Below are 22,267 nucleotides of genomic sequence, written 5' to 3'. Positions count from 1 at the left end.
CTTGTCAGCAACTACAGCCTAAGGAGTTCTGATTGCCCGACACCTAGTCTCGCCATAGTAAGAAACGCTTGCGAGCGATTCACCCGCTTCGATGATTAGAGCGGCCCGCTTTTCCCGGTAAGCGACTGAGTCTGGTGTTAAGCACGCAGGCTTAAGCTTCAGAAAGCAAAAAGATCAGAATCTGCCCCTTCCTTGTAGTCCGTTTCCCAAAGATACTCTGACCCCGTATTTACCATTGCGACCTCTTTTCTACGCTTCTACTCTCAGGGCGTCGTTGCTCATCAACGACACGGCTTTGACAGGTCGTAACGGTATTATGCACGCAGCTCGCTTTGTGGCGGCTGTACGTGGGGCACGCTTGCGTGCGCCGGAACTTGCATAGTCCGCCGGTCTGTCAACCTACGTACAGCTGCCTCCCTCTGTTTGACAGCAGTCGGGAGGGGGCCCGATTGGAAGGTACTATGCGATGCTCAAGATCGTCCCCGACCCACCGCACCACATCCACTCCCTGGAAGACACCCTGATTCAAGCCTCGGATCACGCGCTATGCGCCGCAACCGTCGCCCATCAGGCCTTGCTGCTACAGCCCAAATCCCCGACATCGATTCTGATCATGACGTCTCTGCACGAACTCGAGGCGCTGCGGGCATTGCTGGAGTCAGCGCTTCTGCAGGTGCAAAGGCCCAGAGAACCTCGAGCAATGCATTGAAGCCAGCTGGGGCTGTGGTGGGCTGACCATTGCCAAGCAAGGTCGCCCACATGGCAGCCCTGGCAGCAAACAAGCAGGGAGACCAATCAATGACCGCACATCACACCGGCGTTACCGCCGGCAAAACCAAGTTCTACCAAGGCAAACAGCAAACCGAGCCACTGTTCTGCATCGAACCCGGCATACCGTGTGAGCACGCCCGAGCCCAAGCCTCTGAACTGATGGGTTACGTACAGGAGCTGACCATCAGCGGCTTGATGGACGAAAACCCGAAGTTGGTGTGGGCTGCATACTATCTGGGTGCGCTGGCCAAAACGCTGATGGACGATGCTGAGGCAGGCATGGCGAACTGAGCAGCGTGCCCACCCGGCAGTCAGTGTTTGTAGATTCCTCGGTCACCAACGGAAAGTAATCCTGGGATGGCAAAACCTTAAGAAGTCTCGGACGAAGATTTAGCGGTGTGTTAACAGGTTCGGGATCGACGAAATAACAGAGCACCGGGGCGAATGCTCGAGCGCTTATACCTGAGGCTGACGCACTTAAAACCTCGACCAAGCCGATTGACGGTGCTGGTGTCATGATCCCTCAGAAACTGAACGGGCTACTCGACGGTTTCGAAGTCGTCGCTTCCATGCGGATAAAAAGATCGATCCTGGAATGAGAAACGCCGAGGAGCTTGGCTCGAATCCGCGTCGCTCCTGGTGCAGAAGAACGCTCAGCTTCGGACGTTGCAAAGCGCAGACAGACGATGCCGAGCTTCTGCGATCACCGGCTTAACAGACCTTGTTAGAGGCTTCCGTTACTTTCCAGTTTTTACCTTCATAACTCTTCAGCGCAGACGCTTGAATCTATTCTCAAGCACCTGAGCTTCGCACCTCTGAAAGCAGAAAAATCAGAATCTACCCCTTCCCTGTAGTCCATTTCCCAAAGATACTCATCCTCCCTATTTTCCGTTGCGGCCATTCTGGAAGCGACCTAGTCTCGCCCTGTCGTTGGCTATCAGCGGCACGGCTTTGACAGGCCGTCACGGTACATAGAAATCAGCTCGTCCTTGATGGCGGCTGTACGTGCGGGCACGCTTGCGTGCGCCGGAACTTGCTATGTCCGCCGGTCTGTCAACCCACGTACAGCTGCCACCCACTTGTTTGACAGCAAGAGGCGGCCGCACTGATCAAAGGACATACGCGATGCTTAAGATCGTCCCCGACCCACCGCACCACATCCACTCCCTGGAAGACACCCTGATTCAAGCCTCGGATCACGCGCTATGCGCCGCAACCGTCGCCCATCAGGCCTTGCTGCTACAGCCCAGATCTCCGACATCTATTCTGATCATGACGTCTTTGCATGAACTCGAGGCGCTGCGGGCATTGCTGGAGTCGGCGCTTCTGCAGGTGCAAAGGCCCAGAGAACCTCGAGCAATGCATTGAAGCCAGCTGGGGCTGTGGTGGGCTGACCATTGCCAAGCAAGGTCGCCCGCATTGCAGCCCTGGCAGCAAACAGGCAGGGAGATCATTCAATGACCGCACATTACACCGGCGTTACCGCCGGCAAAACCAAGTTCTACCAAGGCAAACAGCAAACCGAGCCACTGTTCTGCATCGAACCCGGCATCCCGTGTGAGCACGCCCGTGCTCAAGCCTCTGAGCTGATGGGTTACGCGCAGGAGCTGACCATCAGTGGCTTGATGGACGAAAACCCGAAGCTGGTGTGGGCTGCATACTATCTGGGTGCGCTGGCCAAAACGCTGATGGACGATGCTGAAGCTGGCATAGCGAGCTGAGCGGCGGATTCATGCGGCAGTAAGTTTTGGAGATTCCTAAGCCATCGAAACGATCTGCTCACGAACCCTGACACAGGCTATAACCGCAGCACCCAATCGCGCTGTGTGGGACATCTCCGCACACAAGCTCAGTGGGTGCTATATCCCAAGCCAGCGTATACTCCGCCCCCGGCAGGGAGGGCTCATGATCATGGTCATAGGCCCAGGTGGCAGCGTTCAGCGTTAGTACACAATTTGAAAGCGCCAGTGACCGCAATGCCGGACTCACTTTTGGCTGGATCAACATTTACCTTCCTTACCTCCTTTATCAAGCAGCACACATGACTCTTTCTAACCCCAGTAATCGGCTCTATACGTTGGATGTACTGCGTGGCCTGGCTGCCTTGTGTGTCGTGTTCTGGCATTGGCAGCACTTCTTCTATGTGGGTAGCGCAGCCCATGACTTCGACCCGGCACAGCAACCGTTCTTCAGCACGTTTGAACTGCTGTATCGGCATGGCAACCTGGCTGTGCAGCTGTTCTTCACGTTATCGGGGTTCGTTTTCTACTGGTTGTTCGCAAACGGCATCAGCTGTCGCTCGTTGACGGTGTCACGTTTTGTCCAGGACAGGTTTAGCAGGCTCTACCCTCTGCACATCGTCACGTTCATGGCTGTCTTGGCTCTGCAATGGGCCTATCTCAGCAGCCACGGCACCTATTTCGTCTATCCGTTCAATGACGTCTATCACGCGGTGCTGAATATTTTGATGGTGCCGGCCTGGGGCTTGGAAAAGGGTTGGTCCTTCAATGCGCCTGTGTGGTCGGTGTCGGTGGAAGTGTTGCTCTACGCGATCTTCTTCATCATCTGCCTGACCAAGCGCTGGAAATGGCCATTGACCCTGGCGGCCATCGCGATTGGCAGCTTCTTTTATCCAGACATCTACAAACTGGGTAGTGGTCTGGTGTGCTTTTTCGTCGGTGGCATGACCTATGGCGTGCTGACGTGGGTGCGCCGGTATCTGGGCGATGGGGGTGCGCTGCTCATCACAGGCCCACTGTGTCTGGTGGCCTGGATCTGGCTTTTGAAAACACCTGCCGGGCTGAACAACCCGTTGCTGCTTTACGTGTGCTACCCATTACTTATTGCCGCACTGGCGGCCGCGGGCTCGCGCTGGCCCGGTCTGGCGCGGCGCTGGGCGTGGCTGGGCGACATTAGTTACTCGTCCTACCTCACTCATTTCCCATTGCAGATCATATTCGCCATGGCCTTCGACGCATTGGCGCTTTCACGAGCAGTGTTCTATCAAGGGTGGGTGATGGTGCTGTTCTTTGCTGTACTCATACCCCTGAGCCTTGCCACCCATCGGTACTTGGAGCGCCCCGCCCAACGTTGGCTGCGACAGCGAGGGCGGCACGTTTCTGCACGACTGCCCAACTAACCCAACCGGTGCCCTTCTGGAGCAGATCAGCATTTCATCGCACCGTGCGGTTCGCCTGTATCACGCTAAACCGTCAGTTTTGTATCTTCCGAGGGGGTGGGTACCACCTCAGCCGGCCTCCTGATCGGAATTTACGCCTTTCCTGTAGTCCATTTCCCAAACATAATCCCATCGCCTTTTTTCGATTGCCGTTACTCAGGCGCAGCCCTAGTCTCAACCCGTCGTTGCTCATCAACGACCGGCTTTGACAGGCTGTTTCGACAAAAAGGTAGGGTCACCCTCAATGGTGGCTGTGCGTGGGGCACGTTCGCGTGCGCCGGGTTAGTACCTCTGTCGACCGGTCTGTCAACCCACGTACAGCTGCCACCCATTTGTTTGACAGCAATAGGTGTCGGCCTCATCGACAGAGGTTGCACATGTTAAAGATCGTCCCAGACCCACCACACCCCATTCACTCCCTGGAAGACCTCCTGGTCCAAGCCACGGATTACGCGTTATGCGCCTCTACCATCGCTCACCAGGCACTGCTATTGCAGCCCAAATCGCCAGCGTCGATCTTGGTTATGGCGTCTGTGCATGAAATAGAGACGTTGCGGGCATTGCTCGAATCGGCGCTTATGCTCGTGCAAAAGCCAAATGAACCCCGAGCGATGCATTGACGCTTGATGGTTGCCCCAGCGGGCCTCGCGTAGCACACGAGTACCGTCGCTGACACTGAACATGGTGGGAGATCAATCAATGGCCGCACATCAAACCGGCGTCACCGCCGGCAAAACCAAGTTCTATCAAGGCAAACAGCAAACCGAACCGCTGTTCTGCATCGAACCCGGCATCCCGTGCGAGCACGCCCGCGCCCAAGCTTCTGAACTGATGGGTTACGTACAGGAGCTGACCATCAGCGGCTTGATGGACGAAAACCCGAAATTGGTATGGGCCGCGTACTACCTGGGCGCACTGGCCAAGACGTTGATGGACGATGCTGACGCTGGCATGGCGAACTGAGCGGCGGGTTGTTGATTCGGCAAGGTGCTCACTACCCTGCCCTGACGGTACCTATCGATTCAAGCGCATAGGTACCGTCACAGCACTGCTATTTGTCTTCCCGAATCACAATCTGCCGAAGCCCAATCCCCAACATGCGCTTGTCGCCACTGATACCCAGCTGCTCGGGCGAAGTGGCCTGGGGTACCTTGATGGTCAGCTTGCTGACTTCGTCAGGGTTATCGATTTTCAAGCTATACGGTTCCACTTCACCGCTCAGCTTCAGCGGATAGCGGCGATCATCTACCTTCACTTCAAAGGTGCGGCCCTGGTTGGGGCCAAACGCCTTGGCGTTGATTTCCAGCGTGAAGGTTTTGGGCAGCGGCCGTGAGAACTGCAACGTCACGGTGTCACCTTCGGACCAGGCGCCCCAGCTTTCGGCATGGGACAGGCCGCGCAACGTGTCTACCGACTCGGTGTGGATGTTTGAGCGGAAATCGAGCAGCAGCGGGTTGTCCTTGGGCAGCTTTCTGGCCAACGAGAAGCCATTGAGCTTGAGGACCTTGAAGTCGCCTTTGGCAAACTCGACATCCCCTACTACCAGGATCCATCTCTTGTCAGCCGGCGACTGGTCGGCGGTGTAGATTTCGCCTGGCTTATACGACAAGTCCGGGCCTGCGTTCAAATCTTCCACCCAGTACAGTGCCCGCAGAATCGAGGCCGGATTATCCCCTACCACCAGCAGGTGTGGGCGCTCGCTGACGGGCAGGTATTGACGCGCGAACATCCCGGCCTTGTCATACACGTCTGCATGCCTGCGTTCGAGCAGCGACATGCTGGCGTATACCGTACTGACCAGAATGGAAAGCGGCAGGAAGACGAACACGAACAGCTGCAAGCCCTTGCGCGGCTTTGCACACCACAGCATCAAGCTGATCAGCGAGAGCCCTGCGAGTACGAAGAAAGCCCGATTACCAGCGGTAAAGCCGCGCAGCTCAGGGTTATCGATAAAGCTCAGGGTAAACGGGTACATGCGCGTGATGCCGGCATACACCACAGCGCCCATCACCACGATCGCCACGCCCCAGCGCACGTAACGGTGCGCCGTGAGCCTGGCCCCCGCCAGTTCAGCACCGGCGGCGATGAACAGCAACGGGAACAGGAAGTCGTAGTAGCGCATGTGCAGGCGCAACGCGGTTTCGACGGCGTTGGTGCCGGCCACGGATGCCGAGAACAACGCCACCACGGCGATCAGGTTCAGCAGCAGGAACAGGGTGAAGAAGGCAAACTTCCCGTCCTCGCCGATGGCGCGAGTTCGCAATGTGGCGATGCTGGTGGTGATGATGATCGCCAAGGCGCAGCCGAACATCACGGCATTGCCCAGCAGGTGCCCGGCCGCAATGGTCGGCGCCGCTTTCAGGATGGCCAGGTACCGGTCGATGCTGGAGGCGCTGGACTCAAGGGTGGTGGCGTAGAAGTTGCCGAACAGCGTCAGGCCTGCCTTGCCGGCGACCAGGTAGCTGAAGCCAAATTTGGTCAGCAACATGACGCCGACGAACACAGCGGCGTTTTTTACCGCCGTCGCGAACCAGCGGTCCTGGTCTTTGTAGGCAAAGTAGGCAATGCACAGGCAGAAGGCTGGGATGACGAAAAGCGCATGCGGCTTGACCAGGGACGAACACCCCATCAGCACGCCGAGCAGCGCCCAGCGTTGCCAAGGCGCGTTCGAGGCCAGGGTCAGAAAGTACCAGGCGCTGATCCAGAACGTCAGGTAGAACAACGCTTCAGGCATGAAGTACGTGGTGTAGCCGTTGATCGGCCCGAGCATGCTCAGGGCCACGATCAACACCGACACCCGCGCACTGCAATACCGGCGTGCCACCATGAAGATGAACGGCGAGGCCAGCACGAAGAACAGGGCATTGAGTAGCTTGGTACAACCCACGAATCCGTCGCCACACATCAACGTGGACTTGTAGATGCTCAGGTACAGGTAGTTGGGTATCGATGCGCTCGACAGCGGCAGCACGCGTGCCATCGAGCTGTAGGTGTATTCATCCCCGAAGACGGTTGGGTAGATACCGCTTGAACGCATCATCAGCAGCACGAAGGCCAGTGCCATGATTGCCGCGACTGCCACGGTCGCGTTCAGCTGCGACCTTTCTATCAACTTCATACTGCCCTATCCCTTCTACTGCTCTTCATTTCCACAACCTGCTGCATGTGCGCTCGATCAGGACTTAACGGCCAGTACGATGCCGAACATGATGAATGCGACGCCGATGAAGTACTGGACCTGGAACCGCTCACCCAAGATGAAGTGGCTGCCGATGGGCACCAGCACGAAGGCCAACGCCATCAGCGGGTAGGCTTTGCCCAGTTCGATCTTTTGCAGCACCCACACCCAGGCGATGGTGGTCACACCGTACAGTGCGAACGCAGAGCCCAGAATCATCAAGGTCTTGAGGTCGAAGATGGTGCCGGCGCGCTGCAGCGCACTGGCGCTGAGCTTGAACATGATCTGGCCGGTCGCGATACCCACGACGCATAGAATTGCAATGGCATACATCATGGGCGCTTACCTGCCTTGAACTTGGACTTCAACCGCGATAGGTGGAACGGCCTTCTGGGGACCGAGGCGATGTCCTGCCCCAGGAACGCCAGGATCAGTTGGATACCCAGGAATATCGGCAAGGCAGACAGCATCACGGTGCCGGCAGAGTTGGCGACGCCGGTATAGATGGACGAAGCCCAGTGAGACAGGCCGAAGACCAGACCCCATATCAGCAACAGCAGGCCAGCCGGCAGTTCCAGGGACGCCAGCGACATGTCGCGCAGGTAGTAGTTGTAGAAGATCCGCTTGCCGAAGTTGCGCACGTGCTTGGCCAGAAACTCGCCCACGATCTTGGAAATCTTCAGGTTGCTGACTTCATCGCCGTACTTGGCGTCCATGGGCACATCCACCACCACCGCGCGCAGGGTATTGAGCCGGAACAGAATGTCGGTCTCGAAGAAGTAGCGACGGCTGATCTTGGCGAACGGCAGGTGGCGGGCGACGTCACGGTGGATGGCCGTGTAGCCATTGGTGGGGTCGAACAGGTCCCAGTAACCGGACGAGAACTTGGTCATGAAGGACAGGACAGCGTTGCCGAACAGGCGAATCTTGGGCATTGCCCGGATTTCTTCCAGGTCGTAGAACCGGTTGCCCTTGGTGTAGTCGGCCGTGCCCTCAAGAATGGGCGTGACGAAGTTCATCAGCAGGCCTGGGTCCATCTGGCCATCCCCGTCGATCTTGACGATGATGTCCATGCCGTCCTGGATAGCCGCCTGGTAGCCGGTCATGACCGCACCGCCCACGCCCTGGTTTTCCGGGTTGCGCAGCACCACTACACGGGGGTCGGTGGCGTGTTCCTCGACATAACGGCCGGAGCCTTCCGGGCAGCAATCATCGACTACGTAGATGCGCTCGACTTCCGGGCCAATATCGGCAATGACGCCCAGGATGTGCGCGGTCACTTTGTAGGAAGGGATCACCACCGCAATGCTGGTCGCGCGATCTTCGCAAGGTTGTACGCTGCCAGGCGAAAGGTGTTCTTGCTGGCCAATTGTCATAGTTTGAGTCCTGTTACGTATTCCAAAAAATAGTCATTGCGGTGGGCGTGGCGGCAGGGTGGCGTTTTCATGACTTGGCCGGGGCGAATGCCCAGAGCTTCATCACCATGAAGTTGAGCACTGGCACGATGAAGACCACCATCACCAGGCCCACGCCATAGTGCCAACCCATGTATTCGACCCACGAGGTGATGAGCAGCGTCAGGCCCAGCGACACCAGTGAGACCAGCAAGAAGCGCCGGTATCCCAGCCAACTCATCGGCACACGGAAGGTGAACCGGCTGTTGATGCAGTAGGACATCAGGTTGGCCACGATGAATGCACACGCGTTGGCCACGGCTGCCGGCGGCGCCAGGGTTTCCATCAGCAAAATCACCACGCCGGCATGCACCGCCGTGTTGGCCACGCCGACCAAGGCAAAACGCAGAAACTGGTAGTACTTGCCCGGAATGATCATCGGTCGGTCTTGACCACTTCGCGCACGATGTACACGGGCCGGCGCTTGGATTCGACGAAGATCCGCCCGACATACTCCCCAAGCACCCCTATGCCGATCAGCTGCACGCCGCTGGCGAACAGGATGGTGATCATCAACGAGGCATAACCGGGCGTATCGGCGCCAAAGCACAGGGTCTTGATCAGCAGGTAAACCGCATACACAAAGGCCATGGCCGATACCGCACAGCCCAGGTAAGTCCATATGCGCAAGGGGGCCGAGCTGTAGCTGGTGATGCCTTCGATGGCAAAATTCCAGAGTTTCCAGGTGTTGAAGCTGGTCTTGCCGGTGCTGCGTGGCGCCACCTGGTATTCGATGGTGGCGGTGCGAAAACCTACCCAGGCAAACAGCCCCTTCATGAAGCGACGGTTTTCAGGAAGCCTTTTTAGCGCCTCGACGACCTTGCGGTCCATCAAGCGAAAATCGCCCACGTCCGCGGGTATGTGGATGTCCGAGATGGAGTTGTGCAGTTTGTAGAACCCGTTGGCGGTGAACTTCTGCACCGCGTGGTCGGTGCGCCGATCCACGCGCTTGGCCAGCACCACTTCGGCGCCCTCCTCCCATTTGGCAACGAGCTCCAGCACCACTTCGGGAGGATGCTGAAGGTCGGAGTCGATGGGCACGACTGCATCGCCGGTCGCAAAGTCCAGGCCAGCTGAAAGCGCGGCTTCTTTCCCAAAGTTGCGTGACAGGTCAACGACCGTTACGTACGGGTAAGCCGCCTGGGCCTTGAGCAGTTCTTCGTAGGTCTGGTCCCTGCTGCCGTCATTGATCGCGATGACCTCGAAGTCATAGCGATCGGCCAACGCCTTTGACAGGGCGTCCACACGCTCGAAGAACGCGCAAACACCGCGTTCTTCGTTGTAGAACGGTGAGATCAGCGACAACAAGCGCCTGGGCTGGCTCATCAGTGGCGCTCCTTGTCCACATCAAACTTGCACACATGGGCGTAATCGAGTTCGGTGCACTGGGGCTGATGGTCGGCTGGGAACAGCGCCAGCGCCTGGCCCACTTCAGGGAAATCGCCCTTGACGAATACATACAGGGAGTGGCGCGCATCGGAGCCTGCAATTTCGGCCTGGGTGCTTTCCACTGCACAGTTGGAGTTGGCGCGTGCCACGTAGCCGGTGTTGATCTTGAGCCCGTGCTCGACGGCATACCGCATGGTCGGCATCAGCGTACTGAGGATCATGTCCGAGCGCCCGCAGCGGAACTTGGGAAAGAAATACAGATACTGAATGCCATCGGCTATCTGGGCGTCCCACGCAGCCTGGGTCAGGATTGGTGTTGCCGGGCGCTTGGCGCCATCGGTCAAGCGGTGGCGCTGGATGGACATGTCCGCCACCTGCACCACGATCAACACCAACATCGCCAGCGCGAAAACGCGTTTGGGCAGCCTGCGGTACAGCAATACGATGGCCGCGATGGTCAGCGCATACCCTACAGGCCAGAAGAACCGGCCAGAGGCCCGGAACTGCGTAGTGATGGCCTCCATGAACGCGGGGTAATGCAGCACCAGCACCTGGTGGGTGCCCCAGTAGATGCTGTCGGAAAGTGCATACAGGGTGAGCCCAAGCATCACCAGCACCAGCGGCCAGTTGTCCGCCGCCCACCTCACTGCCCTGCGCCCGCCCAGTACCAGGCCGGCCAGCAACCCCAGCAAGACACCCAGGCCCAGGTAATTGAAGCCTTCGTATTGCCCCGGCATTTCGGCGTTTTCGATGGGGAAGAACGTACCCCCTGAAAACGGTGCCAGCAGGTTCATGGAAAACGTGCCGAAACCGGTTTCCTTGGCCACGTTCGTGGAGTCCATGGGGAACACGGTCACCCATAGGCTGGCGCCGATGATCAGGAACGGCAACAACGCCCGAGGCACGTCCACCCAGCGGTAGTGCCGTGGCTTGGCCAGCCAGTTGGCGACATAAATGGCGCTCGCCATCACGCACAGGTAGATGTTGATGTAGAAGCCGGCCACCAACAATGCTGTCCAGCCTGCCACGGGCACCTGCCCCAGGCGCTGCCCACGCAAGTAGAGCGCGATGGCTGCCAGCAGGATCCAGTGCGTCATCAGCGAGATATGGGTCACACGCGCTGTAAAGGCCGGGAAGATCAGCAGGCACACCACCAGCGCCACCAGTGCCAGCCAGGACTTGACCTCAAGCTCGCGCAGCATCCACCAGCCACACACGGCCTGGCCCAGGAATGCTAGGCCCACCCACACGCCGTAGGGGTTGAACGGTGCGTATGACGCGGGCACCACCAGTTTCAGGATAAGCGCATACAGCGGAATGGTGTCCATGAACGTCGCGCGCGTGCCCTGCGGGTAATTGATGCTGTCGAATGCCAGCAGCGGATACCCGAAAGGCGCACTGAAGAACGCGTGGAAGCCAGAGATGTATTGCGTAACGTCGTCGACTTCCGACTGCCAGTACGACGATGTACCGGCGATGAACCCCGAAGGAAAATGATGCCACACGAACCAGACGGCGATAGCCAACGCTAACGCCAGGCCCGTCCTCCCCGTGGAACCCAACCTTGAACTCATTGCAAACGCCCCAGTGTGTGTTTTATAGGCGCGTTAGAACGCGCACTTATCTATTGCAGCCACCAGCTGTTGTGCGCTGGCTTTCCATGTCAACCATGGCATTTCGGTGGATTGAGGGTGTTCGCCCTTTTCGAACAACCCCAGCCATTGCTTGATCTTCTCGGCAATTTCTTCTGTGTGCGTGCCTTCGAAGTACCAGGCGTGATCACCGGCCACTTCCCTGAATACCGCAAGGTCCCGGGCGATGATTGGCAGTTTGTGCTGCGCGGCCTCGATCAGCGGCAAGCCGAAGCCTTCACCGTAGGAGCCGGCCACCAGGCAGTCGGACTCCTGGTACAGGTGCTCCAGGTATTCGTCGCTGGCACCGGAGAGCCACAACAGCCGCTTGCCGCGCTCGGCGTGGTTCTCGAGCTTGCGCGCCAGTTCATCGACCAGCCAGCCATGCTTGCCCACGATCACGAGATTGGCTTGTACCCCATCGGCCCATAGCTGTTCAAACGCCTCTAGCGTTTGTGCATGCCCTTTACGGGGTTCCAGCGTACCTACCATCAGGAAGGTAGGGTTGTCTTCCAGCGCTTCCAGGCGCATGGCCGGGTCTTCCGGGAAGCCCAGCGATGGCACGGACTGGTCAAGGTCGGCGCCCAGGTGGAAGGCGCCAATGTGGAACGGGCGCTTGCGTGCAGGCATGTGCTCCAGGTACCAGTCATTGAGCTCATCAGCCACGGCTTGGGAAATGCAGATGGCGCCGTCGTATTCGGCCACCGTCCGTATCCATTTCGCATAGTGTTCGTGCAGGCTTTCGACGAAACAGTGCGGCAGTTGCAGAATCAGCAAGTCGTAGACCACGAACAGGATGCTGACGCCGTGGTCACGCATGGCGTTGAAGTAAGCCTTCTTGTGCGGCAGCACATCCATCAACAGGTCCAGGCCCAGGTACACGTCGCCAGCACGGTAGCTGATGACTTCGTCCTGCAACGCTTCGTTCGGCTCCTGGCCCAGGAATTTGGCGGTGAACGCCGACGCTTCACGGTAGTACGGCTCAGCAGGCGTGGTGTACACCGGTACGACTTTGTAGGTCGAAGGCGGATTGACCAGCCATTCCAGCAGAATGCTGCGCACCACGCGCTGGATGCCGCTCTTGCCGTCGTGCTTGCACAGCTCCGAAATGTCGACGAACAGGCTGGGTACATTCGTAGGCGGTTGCACGGAGTAATCAACGGCCTTGGCCAGGCGCTCGACGCTGACCTCACCGTTTTGCAGCGGCGCACTGGCACTGAGGGTTTCGATCAACTGCTGCAGGTGGTCACGCGGCTGCTCGGTGTGCGCCTGGTCGGCCTGGCGCTGGGCCATGGCGTGTTCGAAGGCCTCGAGGGCGGCCTGCCCTGTACGGTCCCACGAGAAATGCTCGGCGCGGTCTGCCCCGTGAACGGCCAGGGCCTTGCGGAAGGCGTCGTCCAGCAGGGCTTGCTCGAGCTTGCTGGCAATCGCCGCTGGATCGTGTGGGTCGAAGGTTGCCTCATCCCAGCCAATGACCTCCGGTACGCTTGAGGCGTTGGCACCGATCACGGGCGCGCCACATTTCATGGCCTCCAGCGGCGGCAGCCCGAAGCCTTCGTGCCAGGACGGGAATACGTAGAGCTCGCAGATGCTGTACAGGCTGCGCAGCTCGGCATCGCTGACGAAACCGGTGAATGCCAGGTCGTCCGGGGCCAGCCCCTGGTCACGGGCATGCTGACGGTACAGGTCCACGTGGTATTGCGGCATCTTGCCGGCGAATACCAGTTGGGTCTCACCCAGCTTGGGTTTGACGGCTGCGAAGGCCTCGATCAGGCGAGGTAGGTTCTTGCGCTCGTCGGCGCCACCGGTGTACAGCACGAACGGTTCGCGCAGGCCGAATTTCTCAAGCAGCGCCAGACGCTCTTCGTGGGCGAGCGTGACCGGGTAGAACACGTCATCGGCAGCGGTGGATACGTTGACGACTTTCGCCTCATCCAGCGGCAGCAGGGAGAGTGCTTCCTGACGCGCGAAGTCCGAGATCGACAGCAGCAGATCGTACTGCTGGAATGCGCCGACCTTGGCCAGGTAGTGGCTTTTGTAGGCCGGGTTGCCGTCGAGGTACTGCTTGGGGCTTACCAGCGGGATCAAGTCATAGAGCGTGGCGCTGACCAGCGCATCATGGTGCAGCGTGGCACTGCCGATCACCGCGTCATCGATGTAGCCTTCCACCGAGCTGGTCACGTGGATCACGTCCGGCTCGAGCGCGTCGATGCAGGCCTGGCGCATGTGTTCGGCCGTCTGGCGACGCGCCAGGTTGTTCGGGTGGCTGTCGGCAACGGGGCCTTCGGCGTACCACACGCGGATATGGCTCTGCGGCAACAAGCCGATGAACGCGGTGCGGATGGGCTCGATGCTCTCGTGCAGCATGCCGTTGAGCACAAGATAGACTTCGTGTTCGCCGCGGTTGCGCACGATGCTCTGGGCAAACGCCATGCTGTACCGACCAATCCCTCTGAAACGGCTTTCGGTCTGCGCGCCCTGCATGTCAATTACGATACGCATTACTTCTGGCCCTTCGTCACGGCAGCACGGAGCGCGCTTTCGATCTGGCGCCCCCGTGGGGTCAATGGAGCATGGTCGATCAAACCGTGCTGTGGGTCGTTGGCCTCTACAGGCACTGCAGGCGCTGGCACCTTCAACAGGTCACGCAACACGCCAGTAAGCCAGGGGCTGCGTTGAACCAGGGCCCTGACCTTGCGCTCGACGGCAGGGCGACGCGCCAGCCACAGCCGTGCGTGGGGCGCGACGCGGCGCAGGGTGTGCTTGGCGGTTGTTGCAGCGCTGCGAGGGTGCTTGACCAGGTGGCCCAGCTTGCGCACGGGCGTGGTCGCCCGCCACACGGTGCTGCTCTGGAATGTGGTCAACTGCTGTTCGAGCGCGGTGGCGCGCAGGTACCAGTGGTGGGCGTTGCTCAGCGAGGTGTTCATCTCGAGTTGCAGCCGTTCGGCCTGCTCGCGTGCCTGGGCCAGTGCGTGCTGGGCATGCTCGCGCTCGTTATCCAGTTGGGCTTGCAAGCGCTCGCGCTCTTGCGCAAACCCTGCCTCGAGCAATTGCACGCGCTCGGCTTGTTCGGCTTTCAGGGAGCCGAGCAGGTCATGTACTTCGGTTGCCATCTGATTCTCTAGGGTATTCAACCGGCCCTCCAGGGCCTGGTCATAACGCGAGGCCAATTCGTCCAGCGCTACGCCATACACCTGCTCGAACGGTGCGTCGAACGCGGCCAGTACGTCGGCAGGTGCCTGCTTCTGCGCCACCACGGCGTAATCCGGGCTGGTGCCGGCCAACACGTCCATCACGCCCAGCTTGCGCTCCGGCTCGCGCAGGTCCGGCGCTTCTTGCAGGCGCAGGACCTTGGAGCGGGCAAAGCCCTTGAACTCGGTCAAGAACGACAGCAGCAGGCTGGGGATCGGGCGGTCATGGGTGGGGTCGACGAAGAAATTGTTGGTGCCGACCACCACGTTTTCAGCGTTGGGCGTTTCCAGGATCAGCAAGCCGCCGGGTTGCAGCACCCGCATGGCTTCGCCAACCATTTCTTCCAGCACGGTAAAGGGAATGTGCTCGGCGATATGAAAGCCGCTGACGGCGATCAGGCTGGCATCGGGCAACTGGCGCAGCGCGTTGAGCGCATCGTCGGTGCGCACCGGCAGGCCCAGTTCGCGGCAGGCTTCGAGCATGCCTTCGTCCAGGTCTACACCGCTGGCGTCATAGCCTTCACGAATCAGCATTTCCAGCCACTCGCCACGGCCGCAGCCTACGTCCAGCACGCCCGCCTGGGGGTACAGGTCTTTGAGCGGCGCCAGAAACGGCAGGTAGACTTCGAGGCGGCTGGCGATCAGCGCCCGCGAGCCGCGATGGCGGTCTTCGAACGCCCGGTAGAATCGACTATCCATTACTGCACTCCACGGTCGGAGGTATCCAGGCAAGGCCTACGAACGTACTTTCCGAAACGTTGACGACGTTGAACACCAAGGCCAGGTCGCGCCACTCGTAGTTGTCCACCACGTGGGCATCGGCCGCATGCAGCGCGACGGCGACGGAATAAGAACCCACGCCCAGGTTGGCGGGGAAGCGGAAACGGTACGACAGCTGCGTGCCCTGGGCGAGGTCCTTGCGGGCACACCCCAGGTGATGGGTGTTGGTGCCGTATACGTCCTGGCCCAGGCGGTCCTTGATCACATAGCCCACCACCAGTTCGGGCAACGGGGCGTTGATGGCCACGTCCACGGTCAGGCAGACGTCCTCGCCCACGGTCACGTATTCGGCGGCAGCGCCCTGGGCGTTGAGCAGCGAGACACCTGCGATGCTGGCCTTGCCACTGCCCGAGCGGGTTTGCACTGCGCCGTTCTCGAGGGTTTGCACTTCGACGGTGGCGTTTTCTTTCTGGGCGATCAGGGCGTTGTAGTAATCCATCACCTCTTCAGGTGGCCCGTCCTTGATGACGGTGCCGCCGTCCAGCAGGATCGCCCGGTTGCACAGGGCCTGAATGGCGGCGCGGTCGTGGGACACGATCAGCAGCGTGGTACCAGCCTGCTGGAATTCCTTGATGCGGCCAAAGCTCTTGTGCTGGAAGTAGCTGTCACCCACCGACAAGGCTTCGTCGATGATCAGGATTTCGGGGCGGAATGCCGTGGCGACGGCAAAGGCCACACGCATCTGCATACCGCTGGAATAGGTGCGCACGGTCTGGTCGAAGTACTCGCCAATTTCGGCGAACGCCTCGATGTCGTCGATCACGCCGTCGATCTGGTCGGTGGTAAAGCCCATCAGGCCGGCGGCGTGGTAGGCATTCTGACGCCCGCTCAACTCGGCGTTGAAGCCCATGCCCAGCTCGAGGATGGCGGCGATGCGGCCGTTGACGCGCACGGTGCCTTCGCTGGGCTGCAGGGTGCCGGTGATCATTTTCAGCAGCGTGGACTTGCCCGCGCCGTTCTGCCCCACCAGGCCGATGGCTTCACCGGCCTCGATGTTGAAGCTGATGTGCTTGAGCACCCAATGCTCGCTGCTGGCCTTGACCGGCAAATAGCACCAACGCGCGATGCGCTGCCATTCGGAGCGGTAGCTGCGGTAGGCCTTGCCTACGTTGCTGACGGACAGAAGTGTCATAGCGAGTCCACCATTTCGGCAGAAGCCCTGCGGAACAGGAACAGCCCCAGTACCATCAGGCCCAGGGCAATGGCGACCGTGACGCCCAGTTCGGCGATGTTCGGCGCAAGCTTGTAGACCAGCGCGTTGTGATAGCCGGTGACGATGGCATACATCGGGTTGATGTCGAGGGTGCCCTTGAGGTAGTCGGGCACGATGTTGACCGAGTACACGATCGGCGTGAACCAGAACCATACCTGCATGATGATCGGCACCACCTGACCAATGTCACGCAAGAACACGTTCAGTACACCCAGCACCAGGCCCAGGCCGACGGCGAAGGCCACCACCACCAGGGTCAGGGGCAGCAGCCACAGCATCTGCGCGTTGGGCGCATGGCCCAGCAAGGCGAAGATGATCATGGCGGCGATGAACAGCAACAGGTTGTTGAGCAGGCACGATCCCACCACGATCACCGGCAGCGCAATGCGCGGAAAGCGCATCTTCTTCATCAGGTTGCCCTGTTCGATGAACACCGTCAGGCAGCGCCCGACGATTTCCGCGAACAGGTTCCAGGCCAGGATGCCGGCAATCAGGTACAGCGCGTAGGCGTACTTGTTGTCGATGCCGGGCAGGCGTGCGCCCAGCACGTTGGACAGGATCAACGCGTAGATGGCCACCTGGGCCAGGGGGTGGATGATCATCCACAGGCCGCCTAGCTTGCTGCGGGCAAAGCGCGAGATGAACTCGTTCTTGATGGAGGTGAGGATGAAGCCCCGGTAATCCCAGACGCCCCGAAACATGCCTAACATAGTTATCCTTGAATCAAACGGGCGATTTGCGCGACGTGCTGCGCCACCAGCGCTTCATCACCGCGGCTTTCCACGTTCAGGCGCAGCAGGGGCTCGGTGTTGGAGCCGCGCAGGCTGAAACGCCAGTCGGCGAAGGCCACGCTGATGCCGTCGGTGCGGTCGACGCTGGGGTTTTGCGGCAGGTAGTGGTTCAGGATCTTGTCGATGGTGCCTTTCACATCGGCCACCTCGTAGTTGATCTCGCCGCTGCACGGGAACTTGGCGATACGCTCGTCCACCAGCTGGGCCAGGGTCTTGCCGGTCACGCTCATCAGCTCGGCCACCAGCAGCCACGGGATGTTGCCGCTGTCGCAGTAGGCAAAGTCGCGGAAGTAGTGGTGGGCGCTCATTTCGCCGCCGTATACGGCGTCTTCGGCGCGCATGCGCTCCTTGATGAAGGCATGGCCGGTCTTGCTCTGGATGGCCACGCCGCCGGCTGCTTCCACCTGTTCGATGGTGTTCCAGGTCAGGCGTGGGTCGTGGATGATCTTGCTGCCAGGGTGCTTGGCCAGCAGCATCTCGGCCAGCAGGCCGACCACGTAGTAGCCTTCGATGAAGCGGCCCTGGTTGTCGAAGAAGAAGCAGCGGTCGAAGTCGCCGTCGAAGGCGATGCCCATGTCGGCGCCGGTGTCGAGCACGGCCTGGCGGGTCAGGTCGCGGTTTTCCGGCAGCAGCGGGTTGGGAATGCCGTTGGGGAAGTTGCCGTCCGGCTCGCCGTTGATCAGGGTGATGTCCAGGGGCAGGCGTGCCTTGAGCAGCTCGATCACCGGGCCCACAGCGCCGTTACCGGGGTCGGCCAGCACCTTGAGCGGCTTGAGGGTGTCGAGGTTGACGTAGGTGAGCAGGTGGTCGATGTAGGCGGTCTTGTCGAACACCTCGCGCACCTGGCCGGGCTTGGCGGCAGGCTCACCCAGGCTACCAGCTTCGACGCGCTGGCGGATGTCGTTCAGGCCCGTGTCGCCGCTGATCGGGCGGGACTGCTCGCGCACCAGCTTCATGCCGTTGTAACCCTTGGGGTTATGGCTGGCGGTGATCATCACGCCGCCGTCGGCCTGGTGATGGCTGGTGGCAAAGTACACTTCTTCAGTACCGCACAGGCCGATGTCGATCACATCGGCGCCGCCTTCGGTCAGGCCTTTGATCAGCGCCAGCGACAAACCGGGGCTTTCCAGGCGCATGTCACGGCCCACCACGTAGGTGCGCCCGCCCAGCTCGGCCACCAGGGCGCGGCCAATGCGGTAGGCCACGTCATCGTTGAGGTCGGCAGGCACTTGGCCGCGGATATCGTAGGCTTTGAAACAACGGGTCTGGATGGGTGGGTACATACGTCTCACTCAATGCGGTGGCGCCAGGGGCGCCGACAGTCTGAACAGGGATAGCCGGCCACGGTGGGCGACCGAAGACCGGCCCGGTGCCTGGCCAGGCACGACGGGCCGACGGGAAAGCCTGGACTCAGGCGTCGCAACGACCGTAATTGTCCTCGAAACGCACGATGTCGTCTTCGCCGAGGTAGTCGCCACTTTGAACTTCGATAAGCACCAGGTCGATCACGCCCGGGTTCTGCAAGCGGTGCTTGTGACCGGCGCGGATGAACGTGGATTCGTTGGTGTTGAGCATCAGCTCCTTGTCATCGTTGACCACCACGGCCATGCCGCTGACCACGATCCAGTGCTCGCTGCGGTGATGGTGCATCTGCAGGGACAGGGATGCCTTGGGCTTGACCACGATGCGCTTGATCTTGAAGCGCTCGCCGTCTTCCAGGGTGGTGTAGGTGCCCCAGGGGCGATGCACGGTGCGGTGCAGCAGGTGCGCCGAGTGGCCATCGCTTTTCAAGCGCTTGACGATGTGCTTGACGTCCTGGGCGTGGTCCTTGTGGGCGATCAGCAGGGCGTCGGGGGTGTCGACCACCAGCAGGTCCTGCACGCCGACCAGGGCCGCCAGGCGGTCTTCGGTGGTGACGTAGTTGTTGCTCGATGCGTGGGCCAGCACTTCGCCTTCGAAGCGGTTGCCCGATTCGTCCGGGGCGGTCAGTTCGCTGACGGCGTTCCACGACCCAATGTCGCTCCAGCCGATGTCGCAGGGAATGGTCGCGACCTTGCGCGAGCGCTCCATCAGGGCGTAATCGATGGAGATGTCAGGCACATTGGCGAACGTGTCGGGGTCGAGCGCCATGCAGCTGTAGCCCTTGGCGGTGGTGTGGCGCGAGGCCTCCAGCGTCTGGGCCACGGCGTGCAGCACGTCCGGGGCGTGTTCCTGGAACTGCTCGATGACGGTGCCGACCTGGAAGCAGAACATGCCGGCGTTCCAGAAATAGTTGCCGGCGGCTACATAGGCTTCGGCGGTGGCGGCATCGGGCTTCTCGACGAAGCGTGCGACCTTGAGGCCACCGTCCAGCGCGCCATCGGCGGCCGCTTCGATGTAGCCGAAGCCGGTTTCGGGGTACTGGGGCTTGATACCGAAGGTGACCAGCCAACCTTGCTCGGCCAGGTGCACCGCTCGGTTTACGGCTTGGGAGAACGCCGCTTCGTCCTGGATCAGGTGGTCGGCAGCCAGCACCAGCATGTAGGCCTGCGGGCCATGCACCTGCTGGAGTTGCAGGGCGGCAGCGGCCACGGCGGCGGCGGTGTTGCGACCGAACGGTTCGAGAATATAGCCCTGGGGGTGGCCCTGGGTATTGATGGCGCGGTATTCGTCTTCGGTCTTGAACAGCAGTTCACGGTTGGTGACGGTCAGAACTTCTGCAACGCCGTCCAGTTTGGAGGCGCGCAGGAACGTCTTCTGAATCAGGTTTTGCCCGTCGGGCAGGGTCATGAACGGCTTGGGGTGAGCCTCACGAGAAACAGGCCACAAACGGCTGCCAACGCCACCGGAAAGAATAACCGGGATCAATTCCATATTCGGATCCTTAACAGCCAGTTGATGGTTCAATTGGCCAGCATGAGTCTTATTTCTGATCGTCGTCGCGCACAGCGCAACGCCGCTAAGTTACGCGCCTAGCGTGAGTAATCTCTGGCTATCCATAGGCTCGAGACGCAAGCATCACGGCGAAGAATACCAGAGAATACGCTTTGTAGCTTGCGCGCAGGCTGCGGCCAGCGTGGCCGACATGCCCTACCTGGTGATCGCCTCGGGCAGGTCGCGCGAGGGGGTGGTGAGCCGTGGTGTGTATCAGACAACGTCGGCGCCCATCGTTCCGTGAATCGCTCGCATTATCTTGCGATTTCCACCTGGGTTGGCCAGCCAAGCGCCTGCGTGCGCCGCTGCAGCGCCTGTGCCAGCGCCGTTTTCGCACCGGCCCGGCCATGCACCAGCACAATGCGCGCCGGGGCACGCTCGCTGCTGGTGGCGAAGGCGACCAGGCCGGCCTGGTCGGCGTGGCCTGAATAGCCACCGAGGGTCAGCACTTTGGCCCAGATGCTGTAGTACTGCCCCTCCAGGTCCACCTGGCCCAGGCCCTGCCCCCGTTCGCTGGCCTGGATCACCGCACCGGGCGTGCCCTTGGCCTGATGGCCCACGAACATCACTTCATGCCTGGGGTCGCCCAGCATGGCCTTGAGGTAATTGACGATGCGCCCGCCCGAGCACATGCCGTTGCCTGCAATGACGATGGCGGGCCTGCCGGTGCTTTTGAGGTAGTTGACCACCTGCTGGTGACGGGCGTGGGTGTCTACGCTGATCAGTTGGCCGAACGCGAGCGGGTCGCGGCCATCTGCCAGGCGCGCCCTGGCCTGCTCGTTCCAATAAGGGTGCAGGTCGCGGTAGGCCTGGGTGATGCGCTGGGCCAGGGGAGAATCGAGAATGATCGGCAGCTGCGCCCAATACACGGGCTCGCCTTGTGGCGAGGGGCCTGTCTTGCCCAACAAGGCCTTGCGGTGCAGGACATCTTCGAGGTCATGGAGCAGTGCCTGGGTGCGCCCCAGGCTGAAGGCCGGGATCAGCAAGGTGCCGTGATCGGCCAGCGCGCGGTCGATGGCCGCTTCCAGTCGCTGGACGCGATCACCAGTGGGTGGGTGAAGGCGGTCGCCATAGGTGCTTTCCAGCACCAGCACATCGGCGTGCTCTGGGGGCTGCAAGGGGCGCAGCAAGGGGTCGTTGCCCGGGCCCAGGTCACCTGAAAATACATAGCGCGTGCTGTTTGGCCCGTGCTGGATGTCGCATTCGACGTAGGCTGAACCCAAGAGGTGACCCGCACGCTGCAAGCGAATGGCGCAAGCCACCTGCGGGTGCTGAACCACGGTATGCCAGTGCCCGAAAGGCAGGGGCACGATCAGGTTGTGTACCAGGGCGATGTAGCGGGCCACTTGGGCAGGTGTGCTGTCGATGCCGAGCTTGAAGGCGTCTTCGAGCACCAGGGGCAATAACCTGGCGGAGGGCTCGCTACAGAGGATGGGGCCGCGGTACCCCTGGGCCAGCAATGCCGGAATGCGGCCTACGTGGTCCAGGTGCACGTGCGTGACGATCAGGGCCTGGATGCCAGTGATGTCGAACCCGAGCGCGCTGCCCTGCGCGCCCGGTGTTGCATCGGCACCCTGCTCGGCACCGCAGTCGACCAGCAGGCTGACGCCAGGGCCTAAATGAAGCTGATGGCAGGAACCCGTCACGCCGCGTACCGCGCCGTGGTGGGTTAGGCCGGGGTAATCCATGCTGCGCACTCTCGCCAGGGGCTAAAACGAAGTGAGCAATTAGTCCATGGTGACCGTTGCTTTAGTAGGCAGGCATTTCCTAAAGCAACC

At 60.6% G+C, this 22,267-nt stretch carries 20 protein-coding genes; 7 read left to right on the top strand and 13 right to left on the bottom strand.

All coding sequences use genetic code 11. The features are described 5' to 3' along the window. Positions 1–466 precede the first annotated feature (466 nt). From MOP87_RS05245 to MOP87_RS05215, 7 genes are all read left to right on the top strand, one after another. Positions 467–709, top strand: a complete 243-nt coding sequence (locus MOP87_RS05245) for a hypothetical protein (RefSeq protein WP_110607172.1) — start codon at positions 467–469, stop codon at positions 707–709. Positions 710–798: 89 nt separating this feature from the next. Then, positions 799–1,062: a DUF3077 domain-containing protein gene (locus tag MOP87_RS05240; protein ID WP_242810196.1), complete on the top strand. Its 264-nt coding sequence runs from the start codon at positions 799–801 to the stop codon at positions 1,060–1,062. An 834-nt stretch (positions 1,063–1,896) separates the two neighbouring features. Next, entirely contained in the window at positions 1,897–2,139 is a 243-nt protein-coding gene (locus tag MOP87_RS05235; RefSeq protein WP_049696416.1) for a hypothetical protein, read from the top strand. Positions 2,140–2,228: 89 nt separating this feature from the next. Continuing rightward, positions 2,229–2,492, top strand: coding sequence for a DUF3077 domain-containing protein (locus tag MOP87_RS05230; RefSeq protein WP_242810195.1), 264 nt, complete (start codon positions 2,229–2,231; stop codon positions 2,490–2,492). A 206-nt stretch (positions 2,493–2,698) separates the two neighbouring features. Continuing rightward, positions 2,699–3,910 carry an acyltransferase gene (locus MOP87_RS05225; RefSeq protein WP_347402992.1) on the top strand — a complete coding sequence of 404 codons (1,212 nt, stop codon included), beginning with the start codon at positions 2,699–2,701 and terminating at the stop codon, positions 3,908–3,910. A gap of 416 nt (positions 3,911–4,326) precedes the next feature. Continuing rightward, positions 4,327–4,569, top strand: coding sequence for a hypothetical protein (locus MOP87_RS05220; RefSeq protein WP_027914264.1), 243 nt, complete (start codon positions 4,327–4,329; stop codon positions 4,567–4,569). A gap of 79 nt (positions 4,570–4,648) precedes the next feature. Then, on the top strand, positions 4,649–4,912 hold the full coding sequence (locus MOP87_RS05215) for a DUF3077 domain-containing protein (RefSeq protein ID WP_027914263.1): 264 nt from the start codon (positions 4,649–4,651) through the stop codon (positions 4,910–4,912). 88 nt (positions 4,913–5,000) lie between these two features. Here MOP87_RS05215 and MOP87_RS05210 read toward each other — a convergent pair whose 3' ends face one another. The 13 genes from MOP87_RS05210 to MOP87_RS05150 all read right to left on the bottom strand — a co-directional run bounded on the left by MOP87_RS05210 (position 5,001) and on the right by MOP87_RS05150 (position 22,177). Further along, positions 5,001–7,067 carry a glycosyltransferase family 39 protein gene (locus MOP87_RS05210; protein WP_242810194.1) on the bottom strand — a complete coding sequence of 689 codons (2,067 nt, stop codon included), beginning with the start codon at positions 7,065–7,067 and terminating at the stop codon, positions 5,001–5,003. 57 nt (positions 7,068–7,124) lie between these two features. Next, the gene (locus MOP87_RS05205) at positions 7,125–7,463 is read right to left on the bottom strand and encodes an EamA family transporter (RefSeq protein WP_023536240.1); all 339 of its coding nucleotides are present in this window, start codon (positions 7,461–7,463) and stop codon (positions 7,125–7,127) included. After that, a complete protein-coding gene (locus tag MOP87_RS05200; RefSeq protein ID WP_080992900.1) occupies positions 7,460–8,503 on the bottom strand; it encodes a glycosyltransferase family 2 protein in 1,044 nt (347 codons plus the stop codon). Before MOP87_RS05200 ends, MOP87_RS05205 begins: the two co-directional genes overlap by 4 nt. 67 nt (positions 8,504–8,570) lie before the next feature. Next, positions 8,571–8,960: a GtrA family protein gene (locus MOP87_RS05195; protein ID WP_023536239.1), complete on the bottom strand. Its 390-nt coding sequence runs from the start codon at positions 8,958–8,960 to the stop codon at positions 8,571–8,573. After that, entirely contained in the window at positions 8,957–9,907 is a 951-nt protein-coding gene (locus MOP87_RS05190) for a glycosyltransferase family 2 protein (protein WP_033736971.1), read from the bottom strand. The genes MOP87_RS05195 and MOP87_RS05190 overlap by 4 nt, the downstream gene beginning before the upstream one ends. Then, complete coding sequence (locus MOP87_RS05185) at positions 9,907–11,496, bottom strand: DUF6311 domain-containing protein (RefSeq protein WP_242810193.1); 1,590 nt, start codon at positions 11,494–11,496, stop codon at positions 9,907–9,909. The genes MOP87_RS05190 and MOP87_RS05185 overlap by 1 nt, the downstream gene beginning before the upstream one ends. An 81-nt stretch (positions 11,497–11,577) precedes the next feature. Next, entirely contained in the window at positions 11,578–14,103 is a 2,526-nt protein-coding gene (locus tag MOP87_RS05180) for a glycosyltransferase family 1 protein (protein WP_242810192.1), read from the bottom strand. Continuing rightward, positions 14,103–15,491, bottom strand: a complete 1,389-nt coding sequence (locus MOP87_RS05175) for a methyltransferase domain-containing protein (protein WP_104925910.1) — start codon at positions 15,489–15,491, stop codon at positions 14,103–14,105. The genes MOP87_RS05180 and MOP87_RS05175 overlap by 1 nt, the downstream gene beginning before the upstream one ends. Further along, the gene (locus tag MOP87_RS05170) at positions 15,484–16,704 is read right to left on the bottom strand and encodes an ABC transporter ATP-binding protein (protein WP_023536279.1); all 1,221 of its coding nucleotides are present in this window, start codon (positions 16,702–16,704) and stop codon (positions 15,484–15,486) included. The genes MOP87_RS05175 and MOP87_RS05170 overlap by 8 nt, the downstream gene beginning before the upstream one ends. Beyond that, positions 16,701–17,495 carry an ABC transporter permease gene (locus tag MOP87_RS05165; protein ID WP_027914255.1) on the bottom strand — a complete coding sequence of 265 codons (795 nt, stop codon included), beginning with the start codon at positions 17,493–17,495 and terminating at the stop codon, positions 16,701–16,703. Before MOP87_RS05165 ends, MOP87_RS05170 begins: the two co-directional genes overlap by 4 nt. Before the next feature lie 2 nt (positions 17,496–17,497). Next, the gene (locus MOP87_RS05160; RefSeq protein WP_027914254.1) at positions 17,498–18,859 is read right to left on the bottom strand and encodes a phosphomannomutase/phosphoglucomutase; all 1,362 of its coding nucleotides are present in this window, start codon (positions 18,857–18,859) and stop codon (positions 17,498–17,500) included. Positions 18,860–18,986: 127 nt separating this feature from the next. Further along, positions 18,987–20,429, bottom strand: a complete 1,443-nt coding sequence (locus MOP87_RS05155; protein WP_027914253.1) for a mannose-1-phosphate guanylyltransferase/mannose-6-phosphate isomerase — start codon at positions 20,427–20,429, stop codon at positions 18,987–18,989. A gap of 314 nt (positions 20,430–20,743) precedes the next feature. Then, positions 20,744–22,177: an MBL fold metallo-hydrolase gene (locus tag MOP87_RS05150; protein WP_242810191.1), complete on the bottom strand. Its 1,434-nt coding sequence runs from the start codon at positions 22,175–22,177 to the stop codon at positions 20,744–20,746. Positions 22,178–22,267: the final 90 nt, after the last annotated feature.

This window comes from Pseudomonas sp. I3-I5 (assembly GCF_022699445.1).
Lineage (GTDB): Bacteria > Pseudomonadota > Gammaproteobacteria > Pseudomonadales > Pseudomonadaceae > Aquipseudomonas > Aquipseudomonas fulva.
This window is presented reverse-complemented; position numbering and strand designations above follow the sequence as displayed.